We start from the raw sequence: 13885 nt of genomic DNA on the forward strand, positions 1-13885 counted from the left end.
CCCCGGGCGCCACCCGGGGTGGGTCCTCTCCTCAAGCAAAGAAGGGGGTCGCTTTGCAGCCTGTCGTCTTTCCCAATAAAATCCTGCCTTATCTCCTGCTCGCGCCGCAGATCGTGCTCACGGTCATCTTCTTTTTCTGGCCAGCCAGCCAGGCACTTTACCAATCGGTGCTTCGCGAGGATCCGTTCGGCCTGAAATCCGGATTCGTCGGCCTCGCGAACTTTCGCGCTGTTCTCTCAAATCCGGACTACCTGCATTCCCTAGAAGTGACGGTGGTCTTCAGCCTGGCGACGGCGCTTCTGTCCATGGCCGTGGCCCTGCTGTTGGCGACGGCAGCCGACCGCGTCGTTCGCGGCAGAAACGTCTACCGCACGCTCCTCATCTGGCCGTATGCTGTCGCACCCGCCGTTGCCGGCATGCTGTGGCTCTTCATGTTCAATCCGGCGATGGGCACGTTTGCCTATATCCTTCGGCGGAACGGCTTTGCCTGGGATCCGCTCCTGAACGGCAACCAGGCCATGGTCCTGGTCATCGTTGCGGCCGCCTGGAAGCAGATCAGCTATAATTTCCTCTTCTTCGTCGCCGGTTTGCAGGCGATCCCGAAATCGCTGATCGAGGCAGCATCGATCGATGGCGCGCGGGGCGCGCGGCGCTTCTGGACGATCGTCTTCCCGCTTCTGGCGCCGACGACCTTCTTCCTGCTCGTGGTCAACACGGTATACGCCTTCTTCGACACGTTCGGCATCATCCATGCCGTCACCGGCGGCGGCCCGGCAAAGGCGACTGAAACGCTCGTCTACAAGGTCTATAATGATGGCTTCGTCAATCTCGACCTCGGCAGTTCCGCGGCCCAGTCGGTCATCCTCATGGTCATCGTCGTCGCACTGACGGCGTTCCAGTTCCGCTTCGTCGAGAAGCGGGTTCACTACTCATGAGGCGCGCCGATGATTGAAAAACGTCCCATCGCCAATTTCATCGGCCATCTCGTACTGATCATCGGCGTCATCATCGTCGCCTTTCCGATCTACTACACCTTTGTCGCTTCCACCCGCACCTCGGTCGAGATCATCCGTCCGCCGATGTCACTGGCCATCGGCGATCATCTGACCGAGAACTACACGGAGGCAATGTCCGGCGGCGTCGAGCGTGTGGTTGGCGTCAGCCTTGAACGGCTGCTGTTCAATTCGACTGTCGTTGCGATCGCCATCGCCGTCGGCAAGATCGTCATCTCCTTCCTGTCTGCCTTCGCGATCGTGTTCTTCCGCTTTCCGCTGAAGATGGTTTTCTTCTGGATGATCTTCATTACGCTGATGCTGCCGGTCGAGGTGCGTATCCTGCCCACCTATAAGGTGATCGTTGACCTTGGGCTGATCGATACCTATGCCGGGCTGACCTTGCCGCTGATGGCATCGGCCACGGCAACCTTTCTCTTCCGGCAATTCTTTCTGACGATCCCAGGCGAGCTGGTGGAGGCCGCCCGCATCGACAATGCCGGCCCCTTTCGCTTCATGCGCGATATCCTGCTTCCGCTTTCGAAAACCAACATTGCAGCGCTGTTCGTCATCCTCTTCATCTACGGCTGGACCCAGTATCTCTGGCCGTTGTTGGTGACGAACGATGCCAAGATGAACACGATCATCATCGGCCTGCGACGCATGGTCGATTTCACCGACGCCTCGACGCCTTGGAACTATGTGATGGTGACGGCGATCCTGGCGATCATCCCGCCAATTCTCGTTGTCGTGCTGATGCAGCGCTGGTTCGTCAAAGGCCTTGTGGAGACTGAGAAGTAATGGCTCAAATTACACTGAACAACGTCCGCAAGATCTATGGCGGCAATATCGAGGCAATCAAGGGCGTCTCGCTCCAGATCGACGATGGCGAACTCGTCGTTCTCGTCGGCCCTTCCGGATGCGGAAAGTCGACACTTCTGCGCATGATTGCTGGGCTGGAAAGCATCAGTTCCGGCGAGATCGTCATCGGTGACAGGACGGTCAACGATCTGGAACCGGCCGAGCGAGACATCGCGATGGTGTTTCAGAACTACGCGCTCTACCCGCATATGACGGTCCATCAAAACCTCGCCTACGGACTGAAGAACCGCAACACCCCGAAGGAGGAGATCGAGCGTCGGATCGCGATTGCCGCAAAGACGCTCGAGATCGAGCCTTACCTTCACCGCAAACCACGCCAGCTTTCCGGCGGCCAGCGCCAGCGCGTAGCCATGGGACGGGCGATCGTGCGCGAACCGGCGGCGTTTCTGTTCGACGAGCCGCTGTCCAATCTAGACGCCAAGCTGAGAGGACAGATGCGCATAGAAATCAAGCGCTTGAAGCGGTCTCTTGGCACGACAAGTGTCTATGTCACGCATGACCAGATGGAAGCGATGACGCTTGCCGACAAGCTGGTCGTCGTCAATGGCGGACAGATCGAGCAGGTCGGATCACCGATCGAACTCTACGAAAAACCGGCAACGACCTTTGTCGCAACCTTCATCGGTTCACCGTCGATGAACCTGCTCAAACATGCCGAAACTCTTGAGGGCTGGTCGATCTCGCCAAATGTGCCCAAACCAGCAGGCGCATTTACGATCGGCATCCGACCGGAAGACCTCGCAGTCTGCGAACCCAACGCGACGGACTTTGATTTCACCGCCAAGGTCCGCATCGACAGCATCGAACTCGTTGGAGCGGAAAGCTACGTGCATGGCAAATTCGCCAATGGTCAGGATCTTGTGTTTCGCGTACCCGGTCGCTCGGTCAGACAGATCGACGACCATGTGACGGTTGGAGCGATAGCCAAGGACCTGCATGTGTTCGATGATAGGGGCCGGCGCGTGGCCTAACGCCATGAAGACTTGGCGGGCGGAGTGGCGGCTGAGGCCGCTTCGCGCTTCAGCGCTGTTTAGCGCCCTACCCGCGTTTCGATCTTCAAACCAACGAAGAACATCAAGGTAGTAGCGCAATTAGCTGATATCGCTTTCTATTCTCAGAGTTTCCTAGTGCTTTCGACTTCTGCCTTGAGTTTTTCGAGATGGTTACGGCAGGCTTTTTCTACGAGATCGATCAGTGTCTCGGTCCGGTCCAGTAGCCACACCAATGCTTCCTCGGTAATTTCATAATGCCTAGAATAACGTGCTTTTACATAGGCTTCATTGACGATATTAAACCATGAAACGAAACGCTGCTGATCAGCCCTCCAGACCTCAGCCAACTCCCTATGCTGCTCTACGGCGCGCCCGCGCAGGAAGCTCAAATTATGGGATGCAGGACTATAGTTCGTCAGGACCAAAAGAAGTGTGGCGTATGCTTGTTCGATCGATTGATGCAGTAGGAAGGCGGCTTCTTTGAACTTCCTTCCACCAACAAAGAATGAAGCCCCTTCGGAGAAGGTCTTAGCGTGTGGCAAACGGTCTTCGAAGTAATCTGTGGCGATCCGGAAGGCATCGACTTTGGAAAGCGGTTTCGGCACAGCGAGTGGTTCGTCATCTAGTTCGTAGAGCACGATCCCGTCGTTTCGAATCTCGATAAAGAAGTACTGGCCCTCGTAGAGAGAGGTATTCACCTCGCGCCGGGAGTGCACGATCAAGCTCGTGGGTGTTTCGATCCCCGACAGCCGCAGCAGTCGATCCTGTGCCTTCGCCCAATAACGTGTGAAATCCGTGAGCTTGCTGTTGTTCACAACCACGAGGATATCGTAGTCCGAGCGGTAACCCTTTTTCGTGTGCGGCTCATCCACCCAATTTCCGCGCGCGTAAGAACCGAACAAAATGATCTTCAGTATTCGACCACGTTTTTTGAAGTCGGCAGTACCGTCCTTCAGCGCGTCCTCAAACTCCTCATGCAGTACCTCGACGACGCGAGCGAGTTCGCGCTGCTTACGCTCAGGAAGATGAGCGATGCTGGATTTCATCGGCGCGTGGCTGTGTTGTGGACCCTGCATTCGTCAACCTGTGGGATGCGATTCGCGACACTCTAAACCGGGGGCAAGGGAGTGAGAACCCTAACAATATTATGTAACAGCAGGAGGATTTCAGTTTTAGCGCCTCACCAGCCAATCTATCTTAACCCGTTGCCTGCACGGCTTCGACCACCTCCATGCTACCCACTTTATCCGTAAGCGCCGTCTCCGCCCCATTGGATAGGCTGTATTTTGAGGCTGGCTGGGCGTGCGAGAAGGTTTCCAGGACTATCTGGAGATTTGCATGGCAGATGATGGATTTGTTGGGCGCTACGAAGTTGTCGAGCCGCGCCGCGGAAACCGACGTTGGCCGGATGCTGTGAAGGCGCGGATCGTGGCGGAAAGCCTTGAGCCTGGTGTTCGTGTTATTGATGTCGCGCGCCGTCATGACGTTGTTCCGCACCAGCTTTCCTTCTGGCGCCGGCAAGCGCGCGAGGGCATTCTGGCCCTGCCTTTTGAGGCTATGCCGGGCCTGTCGGAGAGCGGCGATGCCGAGCCTGCCTTTGTGCCTTTAGCGATTGCGGCAGAGCCGAGCGAGGCTGTGAATGTTTTGGCGCCGCCGCTGTCGGAGGCGGTTTGTCCGGTCTTGACGTTGGAGATCGGCCCGGACGTTGTGATGCGGGTTCCCGGCGATGTGCCGGTTGAACGTGTGGCGGCTCTGGTGCGAGCCATGCGAGGGACGGCATGATCGTCGCGGGCCAACGACTGCCGATCCTGATTGCAACGCGGCCGGTGGACTTCCGCTGTGGGCATCAGGCGCTGGCTCTGATGGTGCAGACCGAGTTGAAGCTCGACCCGCATTCCGGGGTGACGGTGATCTTCCGGTCGAAGCGCGGGGATCGCCTGAAAATCCTGGTGTGGGATGGCACCGGAATGGTGCTAACCTACAAAATTCTTGAACATGGAAACTTTGCCTGGCCCAAGGTTCAGGATGGGACGATGCGTCTTTCCAGAGGTCAATATGAGGCTTTGTTCGAAGGTCTTGACTGGCGACGGGTCATGGCGCAACGGGTGACCGCGCCGTCGGCGGCAGGGTGAATATCAGGCCGTCTTTGCATTGTTTTATTTGGCTTTTTTGTGCTTCCTTGCTATAAGGCCGCATGTCGTCGCCCCTTGATCTCAGCCTGTTTCCGAACCTTCCGCCAGAGGTGGTGAAGGCGTTTGCGGCGATGCAGTTCGAGCTGTCGGTCGAGCGTGCTGCACGTCAGCATGAGCAGGCGGTGGTGGCCGAAAAGGACGCGTTCATCGCCGAGTTGAAGGAACTGATCGAGAAGCTTGAGGGGCAGGTTCACGACTATCGGCGCACGAAGTTCGGGCCGAAATCGGAAAAGCTCGATCCGGCGCAGATGGAACTGGCGCTGGAAGACCTTGAAACGGCGATTGCCGAAACACAGGCGCGGATCGCCGCCGTCGAGAAAAAGATCGAAGCCAGCGCATCCGATCCGGACAAGGCCGTTCCTCGCAAGGAGCGTAAGGCCCGTGCACTGCCCGAACATCTGCCGCGGGTCGAGAGAGTGATCGAGCCCGAGAGCATCGTTTGTCCCTGCGGTTGCGGCAACATGGTCCGGATCGGCGAGGATCGGACGGAACGGCTCGACCGGATTCCGGCACGCTACGAGGTGATCGTCACGATCCGCCCGAGATACGCATGCCCCAAGGGTCGAACGGGCGTCGTCCAGGCCAGAGCGCCGGCGCATCTCTTGGAAGGGAGCTGGCCGACCGAAGCCCTTCTGGCTGAGATTGCCGTCTCCAAGCATTCCGAACATATGCCGCTCAACCGGCAGGCCGAGGTCATGGCGCGACACGGCGTACCGATCGACCGCACGGTGCTGGCAGATTGGATGGGCAGGACGGGTGCTGCGATCGCACCGGTGGTAGACCACATGGCCAAACGGCTGCTGTGGGAAAGCACGCGGCTTTATGTCGACGAGACAACGGCTCCGGTGCTTGATCCGGGGCGAGGCAAGACGAAGACCGGTTATCTGTGGGCCGTGCTGCGTGACGACCGCGGTTGGAATGGCTCTGCGCCGCCAGGCGTGGTGTTCCATTACCGGCCCGGGCGTAAAGGCGAATATGCCGCTGAAATCCTCGACGGGTTCAACGGGACAATCCAGGTGGATGCCTACGGTGGTTACTCTCACCTCGCCACGTCGGACCGGGTGGGTGGCGATCCCTTGACGCTGGCTTTCTGTTGGGCGCACGGGCGCAGAAAGCTGATCAAGGCCACGCCGAAGAGCGGATCGCCCATCGTCGACGAGGCGCTGGTGCGGATCGCCGCGCTCTACAAGATCGAAGACAGTATACGGGGTTGCGATCCCGAACATCGCCGGGCAGTTCGACAGGACCTGTCCCTCCCGCTGGTGGACGAGTTCTTCACCTGGCTGGCAGCGCAAGCCAAGCGCGTCTCACGCAAGTCTGACCTCGGAAAAGCCCTGGCCTATATGCTGACGCGGCAGGATGGCTTCCGGCTGTTCCTGGACGACGGCCACGTCGATATCGACTCCAACCTGGTGGAAAACGCGATCCGCCGACCGGCCATGAACCGCCGCAATGCGCTCTTTGCGGGGCACGATGAAGGGGGGCGCAATTGGGCTAGATTTGCCAGTCTGATCGGCACTTGCAAAATGAACGGCGTTGAGCCCTACGCCTATCTGTGCGACCTCTTCACCCGCCTCGCAAACGGCCACCTCGCCAAGGACATCGAAGCCCTGATGCCGTGGGCCTATGCCGCCCGCATCAAGGCCTCACGATGAGCTCATCAGGTACTCTTCGGTGAGCTCATTTGACCGCCGAGGATCGGCCTCAGATCGCTGCAATTGAAAAATCAATGGGGCGTGAACGCCGCATACCTTTATCCGCGTATGCCGCCCACACATTTCGTGCGCCCGCGATCCACTGGTCTCGGTCGTCGGCGGCGTTGAAGCGCGCACCGGCAGTTTTCGCCAACTCGACCGAGGCCGCCTCATCGGCAACGATCAGTTCGTTGAAATACCGTGCACCCTCGATGGCAGCATCCCGGAATGCCTCCCTTTCCTCAACCGTTAGGCCGCTCCAGAAGGGCTTGGCAAAAACGAGAGCACCGGATGCCCAGATGTGGCCGGTTTCGATCACGTCAGGCACGACTTCGTAGAGATTGAAGCCGGCATAGGCGGATTTCGTCAGGTCCATGCCATCGACGACGCCCGTTGCAAGCGCGTTATAGGTCTCGGTGATCAGCAGGCCGACTGGGACGGCACCGAAACTTTCCCACAGCGTCGCATGAAGCGGGCTCTGGATGACACGTAATCTCGCTCCAACCGCAGCAACAACGCTTGGGCGATGCTAGCGAGCATGAGGTTGCCACCAGCGATGAAAGTGATGGACTGGTCCTCGGCCCTGCCCGACTTTCAGATCGCCAGCCGCAACGACGGCACGATGCAGATAGTCTTTGGCCGCGATCACAGCCTGCGTGAGCGACAATCCGTTTGCGAGCCCGGCAGCAATCGCTGCCGATAGTGTGCACCCCGTGCCGTGGTCATTCGTCGTTTCGATCCGCGGCGCCTTCAACCGAACAGGCTCTCCTCCATCAAAGAAGATATCTGTCGCCTCCGGGCCGCCCGCGTGCCCGCCTTTGATGAGAACCGAGCGCGCGCCAGCTTTTAGAATGATCTCGGCCTGATGGGCCATCTCTGTCTCATCCGTCGCAATCGCGCGCCCGGTCAGCAATGCCGCCTCCGGCAGGTTAGGCGTGGCGATCAGCGCCAGCGGCAGCAGTTGCTCTCTCAGCGCGGCAATGGCATCTGGGCGCAGCAGCGCGTCACCGGATGTGGCGACCATCACAGGGTCGAGCACTGCCATCTTGCCGTATCGGCGAAGTCCGTCGGCTATGACCGCGATCGTCTCTCTGCGAGACACCATGCCGATCTTTGCGGCGCCAACAGCAAGATCCGAAAACACTGCGTCAATCTGAGCCTGGACGACCGCTGGCGAGATATCCTCGACCGCCGTTACGCCTCTGGTGTTCTGCGCCGTGATCGCAGTGATTACGCTTGCTCCATAGGCACCGAGAGCGGAAAAGGTCTTCAGGTCCGCCTGGATGCCCGCCCCGCCGCCGGAATCCGAGCCCGCAATGGTGACTGCAATGGCGGTCATCGCGAAGCCTCCCTCAGAGCTAAGTCGACACCAGCGCGCAACTCGCGTGTGGCCGCTGCCGGGTCTAAAGCGGCAAAGATCGTGGAAATGACTGCGACGCCATCGGCTCCGGCGGCAACGACGTCAGCGGCGCGCTGCACATTGATGCCTGCAATGGCTCCGACAGGCAGATCCGGCTTGGCCGCCAGAAGCGTCACGCGAAGCCTAGCGAATCCTTCGAGGCCGACCGGCGGATCGGGGTTATGCTTCGACAGCGTGTCGTAGACACCTCCGATGCAGGCGTAATCAATCGGTGAACCAATGGTAGTCTGTGCATCCATTTCGTTCTTGACCGTCAAGCCGATAATCGTAGCATCGCCCATCATCGAACGCGCCGTTGCCGCGTCCATGTCGTCCCGCCCGAGATGGACGCCATCGGCGCCCACCGCAAGCGCCACATCGACGCGGTCGTTGATAACAAAAGGCACGCCGGTTTCGGCAAGCGCAGCACCGATTGCCCGCGCCTGTTCGATCATCTCTCGTGTCGAGTTCGTCTTGTCGCGATACTGGATGAGTGTCGCGCCACTGAGCGCAGCCGTACGCGCCAGATCAGCCAAGTTCGTTTTGTCTCCAAGGGGCGCATCGACGAGCGCCTTCAGGCGATAATCAACCTTCGGCATGGGAAATCCTGGCATTGGCAATGATATCCTCAGGGCGGACTTCTGCGAGCGCATCGCGGAAGGCAACCTCGAAGGTTCCGGGACCACTCGATCGTTCCGCGGCGATCTCCGCGGCAATGCCGCTTGTTAGCAGCGCACCCGTGGCCGCCTTCAGGCGATCCGGCTCGACGGCCATGTAGGCTGCAATCAAGGCACCCGACAGGCACCCCGTTCCCGTCACTTGAGCCATGAGAGGATGTCCGTTCTCAACCCGGATCGTGTGCCGATCCAGTGTAAGTTCGTCGATCGGCCCGGTCTTGATCTTCAGGACACCATCGACCTCACCGATGATCTCCATCTCGCTGGCATTGCCGCGAACAACGGAAGGTCCGGATGCTAAGAGTTCCCGGGCGAAGGCAAGCCGCGACGGCGAATAATCGCAATGCACGGGATCGACGATCCACGGCTTGTCGGCATCACGTGCAACGGCGGTCGCCAGGCGGATCGCCGTGCGCCGCTCTTCATCAAGCGTACCGAGGTTGACGACGAGCGCATCTGCGCGCCGGGCAAAAGCCGCAACCTCATCCGGGGCCGATGTCATCGAGGGAACAGCACCCAGAGCCGCCAACCCATCGGCCACGAACTTCTGCACCACCGTGTTCATCAGGCAATGCACATGTGGACGCTGCTGCCGCACAAGCACCAGCGATGCAGCAGCATTTTCAACGAAGCCAGTTTCGCACGTCATCGGATTTCCACCGCGATATCGTCGACATCAGGTTCCTGGCCAATCAGGCCGCTTTCAGCAAGGAACTTGCCAAACCGCTCATAGCGACCGCGATCGAGCGCGGCCGGCCGCTTGGCGAAGCGCGGCAGCGTGTCCGTGAACGCGCTGCGGTTGAGTTCGTCGACGAGGTTCGGATAGGCTTTGACAAACAGCTTCCAGGCTTCTTCAGGGTGATTGGTGAGAAAGATCGCCCCCTGCTCCACCGCGGCCAGGAATGGCCGCAATCGCTTGTCGGCGACCTTCGCCTTGTCGGTGACGAAGACGAGCTCGTCATAAACAGGCACGCCGTGCTCTTCGGGAAAGAACGATCGGCCCTCGCGCCCTTCAAAACGCATCTGCGTCAGTTCGAAATTCCTGAAACCGCCGATGGTTGCATCGACCTTGCCGGCGATCAGCGACGGCGACAGAGCGAAGTTGACGTTGACGAGCTCGACATCTTCCTTGTTGAGACCGACCGAAGCCAGCATCCGGCCGAGCATCGCGTCCTCGAAACCCGAGACGGAAAAGCCGATTTTCTTGCCCTTCAGATCGGCGAGGCTGCGGATCGGACCGTCGTCAAGGACGGTGACGGTGTTGAGCGGCGTCTCGACGAGGGTGCCGATGCGAATGAGGGGCAAACCCGCGGCATGGTCGAGATAGAGGTTCGGTTGATAGTGCACGCCGATATCGGCCTGCCCGGCTGCGACCAGACGCGGAACGCTCGAAGGGTCGGCCGGAGGTAAAAGTACGACATCGAGCCCCGCCTTTTCGAACAGGCCGAGCTCCTTGGCGACGACGATCGGAGCATGGTCGGGATTGACGAACCACTCCAGCATCACCGTCAGTTTTTCGGCGGCCGTTGCTGAGCCGGTTGAAAGGACGACGCCTAACGCAAAGCTGGCGGAAATCAGAAATTTGCGGATCATTATGTTATGAACTCTCCCAGTTGATCTCGGAAATTCAGGTTTCTCGCGCCCAGTGCGCGAGTGGACGTGTTGCCTCATCGACGAGAAGCCTGAGGCCGACGGCGAGAACGGCGAGAATGGCCATCGCAGCGAAGACGACATCCGTCTGCATGCGGGCGTTCGCCTGGACGATAACGAAGCCGAGGCCCGCCGAGGCGCCGACCCATTCGCCGACGACGGCGCCGAGCGGCGCCAAAGGGGCCGCAACGCGCAGACCGGTCACCAGCCCCGGCAACGCCAGCGGCAGTCGCACGAGCCTTAGCGCCTGCCAGTGACTCGCCTTGGTCAGTGCCACGGCATCGAGGATCTGCGTGTCAATACGACGCAGACCATCTGAAAATGCGGATACAACGGGAAAGAAGATGATGATGGCCGCCATCACGATCTTCGAGACCATGCCGAAGCCGAACCACAGCACCAGCAAGGGCGCGATGACGAAGACGGGAAAGGCTTGGAGGACAAGCACGAAGGGCCAGACGAGTTTTCCTAGCCGCGGAAAAGCTGCAAGCCCGATAGCCGTCGCAACACCGAAAGTCGTACCGACGGCGAGACCGGCCAGCATTTCGGCAATGGTCACCAGGCTTTGCTCGAGCAGAAATCCCGGCTGCCGCGCGAACACGGCCAGCACCTCCAGCGGCGTCGGCAACAGATAGCGCGGCAACGCAAAAACAAGCACGGCCGCCTGCCAAAGGGCAGCAAGCACGATAAGGCTGCGACCGAAAATGAGCACCAGACGCATCGCCGGTCAGCCGACGCAGCGACCCGAACAAAATGCAAACCCGCAACCCGGCGGCAACTTGGCAAAAGACAGCATCGATCGATCTCCAGACAAAACATCACGGAGACCCAGGTGAAAGCGAAGACGCGATTAGTTTGCCGAGAGCGGCTCTTTTCCCGTTCCTACGCCGGCATGACCCGGATCAGGTTCAAGGGTCCGGCTCACCGCCATCTCAGCACTGTGAAGTGCTCCCCTCGGAATCGTTTAAATCAATGGGAGAGTTTGGAACCGCTGTCAACGGCACTTGTGAAATTCAGTCTTCCGACTGTGGGAGCCAACGAATTTGCCAACGTCCGCGTGAATGTTCAGCATAGCCAATCGTGACAATAGACAAGTCTCAAAATAATACTACCTTTGACCGTCCTCGTAGCGATAGGCCACGATCAGCGGACCGCCACCTCCGTAAGGACGGTCACCCCTTGCAAATGCCCATAGCCACGCTGTCTCTAACCGACCCAGAACCAGACTCCGAAGTCGCGCACCACCACAACACATGGCCGCCTGCCATCGACATCTGGCGTAAGACGCGTGTACTGAGTGTACGGAAAAACGAAACACCGTCTCAGATTACAAGATTACTAGGTCTAGCAATCACTCTACTCCTCAAACTCGTTTCCTAGTTCAAATCACCTCAGTGCAGTTATCGCTTTATGGCCAGACGCACACCAGGATCGATCCTTTGAAGGTAAAGCGGGGTTCGTGAGGAGAAAAACTCATCGACAGCCTGCCGTGATCCCCGCCAATGTCCGTAATCGTCAAATATCAACACTCCCCCAGGCACCACCAAATCATATAGATATTCGAGTTCAGCCCTAGTTGACTCATACCAATCGGTATCTAATCGCAAAATGCTTATCGAGTTTGGCCGCTGGTGCTTTAGTGTTTCAACAACATCGCCTTGAATGAAATTAACTCCAGTATGTAACCCCTCATCGGCAAAGACACTCTTTACCGACTCCAAGCCGGCATAACACCACTTACCGTCATCACCATAAACGTCCATGTATTGCTTGGCAGTTGTGCCAGTCACATCTACATCGACCTCCGTAGGTTCGCTCATCCCCTCAAATGTATCATAGAGCCAAATCTCCCGCGCCGAACGCTCAAACAGGTGAAATGCATGGGCAGCCAGTAGTGCACTCCCTCCTTTCCAAACTCCGCATTCCACAAAAGCGCCGCTTAAGTTTCCCCTCACGACATACTCCACGGCTTTGTATAGCGCATACATCGCCTCCTTACTGGTCATTGTATAGGGGCGGCACTTCAGGAACAACGCATAGAAGTTTTCGTCGTCATCAATATCGTTAATCGGATAGTCATTCAGCTCTGCATTGTGTTTCGTTGAATACTCAACTAACGTCCTTAGGAACTTATCGTCGTTCATTTATTAATTCCCACAAATAAAACACCCATAACGCTTTTACGTTCCGCGTTTTCCAATCAACTTTTTTTTGTAATTATGCAACTTCTTCGAATGAACTCCACGGAATCCACATTTTTGTATTGAGACGCGATGAAGAGATCGTATGGCTTTTCCTCTTGAACCGCTTGGTCACCCACGAGCATTCTTCCCAACTTAGATAAGTAATCGTATGTTGATATCGGCGAATACCCTTCGAAGGGCGCCTCCTTAAGATGCCCATCGAAACTGGTATCGAGATCCTCGATAATATAGATGCCACCTCTCTCCAGAAGGGGCCAGAATATTTGCAACGTCGTAATTTGATGATCCCACCTATGCGAGCCGTCATCCAGAAACACGAGTGGTTTTCCAAACTCTTGAACAATATCGAAAGCGGCATGAATATCTGACTGATCCGCAATGCGAATATTTATTCTCTCATTCGCATATTTCTCGCACTCAGCATCGTAATCTATACCTACAATCGTAGCCTTTGAAAAATACTCCCGCCACGTTCGTATTGAGCCACCCTTAAAGACACCTACTTCAAAGAAGTTGAACTTTTCGTCCCGCAAGTGGCTCAGCCGCTTGTCGTAGAGTCGGAGGAAATCGTGAACGTCCGACGATTTATCCGTACCCATCCGCAAACCAATTGAATTCAAAGTCTCATCTCTAACGCTCATTTCGCGATTTCCCCAACAGGCCGATCCAAAGACTCGTGAAAGCAGCACATAGCTGCATCCTCCATCGGACAGTATTGCCATAGAGCCTAACAAGCGTCAAAGCTCCTCACGCCTGAAATGCTCTAACGTCCGAAAAGAGAACCATTCAGATGCTCGCTCGAAGATGGAGGATTGGCGTAATGAACAAAATGAGTTCCCGCCACACAGCGCAATCAGAAATAAGGTGCTGAGTTCGCTCATGAACGGCTCGCCGGCCGCCGAACTGAGCTTAAACCCGGAAAAAAAACGGTTCCCCGTCGGCCCAATTCGGAGCACTCCACACTTCGAAAGCGACCTTCTGCAATCGTTTCTGCCCGTGGGAAGCCGATGAGGAGACTTTCCTTTTTGGTTCGCAGCTTGCCTCCGCCAAGGTGCGGCCGCATAACGACTTGAAGTTAAGGGTGCTAGTCTTACTGAGTCACAAAATCGGGGGATTCGGGCTGGGCAATGGTGTGCTAGCGTAAGCGATTCGTGGTCAGCAGGAGAAAGCTGAGATGAATGGCGTTAGCATGGAAAGTGAAGC

At 57.5% G+C, this 13885-nt stretch carries 14 protein-coding genes, 1 pseudogene and 1 riboswitch; of the genes and pseudogenes, 6 read left to right on the forward strand and 9 right to left on the reverse strand.

Annotated features, from left to right (window positions below; all coding sequences use genetic code 11):
* Positions 1-53: 53 nt before the first annotated feature.
* The 3 genes from ugpA to BC360_RS09270 are packed head-to-tail and all read left to right on the forward strand — an operon-like array spanning position 54 to position 2845.
* Positions 54-935, forward strand: coding sequence for a sn-glycerol-3-phosphate ABC transporter permease UgpA (gene ugpA, locus BC360_RS09260; protein ID WP_065795008.1), 882 nt, complete (start codon positions 54-56; stop codon positions 933-935).
* 9 nt (positions 936-944) lie between these two features.
* Positions 945-1793 (forward strand): sn-glycerol-3-phosphate ABC transporter permease UgpE, encoded by an 849-nt coding sequence (ugpE, locus tag BC360_RS09265; protein ID WP_065795009.1) that lies wholly within the window; start codon positions 945-947, stop codon positions 1791-1793.
* Entirely contained in the window at positions 1793-2845 is a 1053-nt protein-coding gene (locus BC360_RS09270; protein ID WP_065795010.1) for a sn-glycerol-3-phosphate import ATP-binding protein UgpC, read from the forward strand. The genes ugpE and BC360_RS09270 overlap by 1 nt, the downstream gene beginning before the upstream one ends.
* 143 nt (positions 2846-2988) lie before the next feature.
* Here the strand turns inward: BC360_RS09270 and BC360_RS09275 are convergent, their stop codons facing one another.
* Complete coding sequence (locus BC360_RS09275) at positions 2989-3912, reverse strand: nucleotidyltransferase and HEPN domain-containing protein (protein ID WP_065795011.1); 924 nt, start codon at positions 3910-3912, stop codon at positions 2989-2991.
* Between the two features lie 292 nt (positions 3913-4204).
* Here BC360_RS09275 and tnpA point away from each other — a divergent pair, with 292 nt between their 5' ends.
* The 3 genes from tnpA (at position 4205) to tnpC (ending at position 6713) form a co-directional block, all read left to right on the forward strand.
* On the forward strand, positions 4205-4648 hold the full coding sequence (gene tnpA / locus BC360_RS09280; protein WP_065795012.1) for an IS66-like element accessory protein TnpA: 444 nt from the start codon (positions 4205-4207) through the stop codon (positions 4646-4648).
* Positions 4645-4998 (forward strand): IS66 family insertion sequence element accessory protein TnpB, encoded by a 354-nt coding sequence (gene tnpB / locus BC360_RS09285; protein WP_028005268.1) that lies wholly within the window; start codon positions 4645-4647, stop codon positions 4996-4998. The genes tnpA and tnpB overlap by 4 nt, the downstream gene beginning before the upstream one ends.
* A 62-nt stretch (positions 4999-5060) precedes the next feature.
* Positions 5061-6713 (forward strand): IS66 family transposase, encoded by a 1653-nt coding sequence (gene tnpC / locus BC360_RS09290; RefSeq protein WP_065795013.1) that lies wholly within the window; start codon positions 5061-5063, stop codon positions 6711-6713.
* 49 nt (positions 6714-6762) lie between these two features.
* On the opposite strand, the pseudogene dctP reads toward tnpC, so the two are convergent.
* The 8 genes and pseudogenes from dctP to BC360_RS09330 form a co-directional block, all read right to left on the reverse strand.
* Positions 6763-7239 (reverse strand): annotated as a pseudogene (gene dctP, locus BC360_RS09295) (TRAP transporter substrate-binding protein DctP); the annotation flags it as partial.
* Between the two features lie 42 nt (positions 7240-7281).
* Positions 7282-8091 (reverse strand): bifunctional hydroxymethylpyrimidine kinase/phosphomethylpyrimidine kinase, encoded by an 810-nt coding sequence (gene thiD / locus BC360_RS09300; protein WP_065795015.1) that lies wholly within the window; start codon positions 8089-8091, stop codon positions 7282-7284.
* Positions 8088-8750 carry a thiamine phosphate synthase gene (gene thiE, locus BC360_RS09305; RefSeq protein ID WP_065795016.1) on the reverse strand — a complete coding sequence of 221 codons (663 nt, stop codon included), beginning with the start codon at positions 8748-8750 and terminating at the stop codon, positions 8088-8090. The genes thiD and thiE overlap by 4 nt, the downstream gene beginning before the upstream one ends.
* On the reverse strand, positions 8737-9477 hold the full coding sequence (locus tag BC360_RS09310) for a hydroxyethylthiazole kinase (RefSeq protein WP_065795017.1): 741 nt from the start codon (positions 9475-9477) through the stop codon (positions 8737-8739). The genes thiE and BC360_RS09310 overlap by 14 nt, the downstream gene beginning before the upstream one ends.
* A complete protein-coding gene (locus BC360_RS09315; protein WP_139109971.1) occupies positions 9474-10421 on the reverse strand; it encodes an ABC transporter substrate-binding protein in 948 nt (315 codons plus the stop codon). The genes BC360_RS09310 and BC360_RS09315 overlap by 4 nt, the downstream gene beginning before the upstream one ends.
* Before the next feature lie 34 nt (positions 10422-10455).
* Positions 10456-11199: an ABC transporter permease gene (locus BC360_RS09320; RefSeq protein ID WP_065795018.1), complete on the reverse strand. Its 744-nt coding sequence runs from the start codon at positions 11197-11199 to the stop codon at positions 10456-10458.
* A gap of 141 nt (positions 11200-11340) precedes the next feature.
* Positions 11341-11443, reverse strand: a riboswitch (TPP riboswitch).
* 435 nt (positions 11444-11878) lie between these two features.
* Positions 11879-12622 carry a TylF/MycF/NovP-related O-methyltransferase gene (locus BC360_RS09325; RefSeq protein ID WP_065795019.1) on the reverse strand — a complete coding sequence of 248 codons (744 nt, stop codon included), beginning with the start codon at positions 12620-12622 and terminating at the stop codon, positions 11879-11881.
* Positions 12623-12678: 56 nt separating this feature from the next.
* Entirely contained in the window at positions 12679-13323 is a 645-nt protein-coding gene (locus BC360_RS09330) for a class I SAM-dependent methyltransferase (protein WP_065795020.1), read from the reverse strand.
* Between the last annotated feature and the right edge of the window lie 562 nt (positions 13324-13885).

This window comes from Ensifer sp. LC163, from assembly GCF_001695855.1.
Taxonomy (GTDB): domain Bacteria; phylum Pseudomonadota; class Alphaproteobacteria; order Rhizobiales; family Rhizobiaceae; genus Ensifer.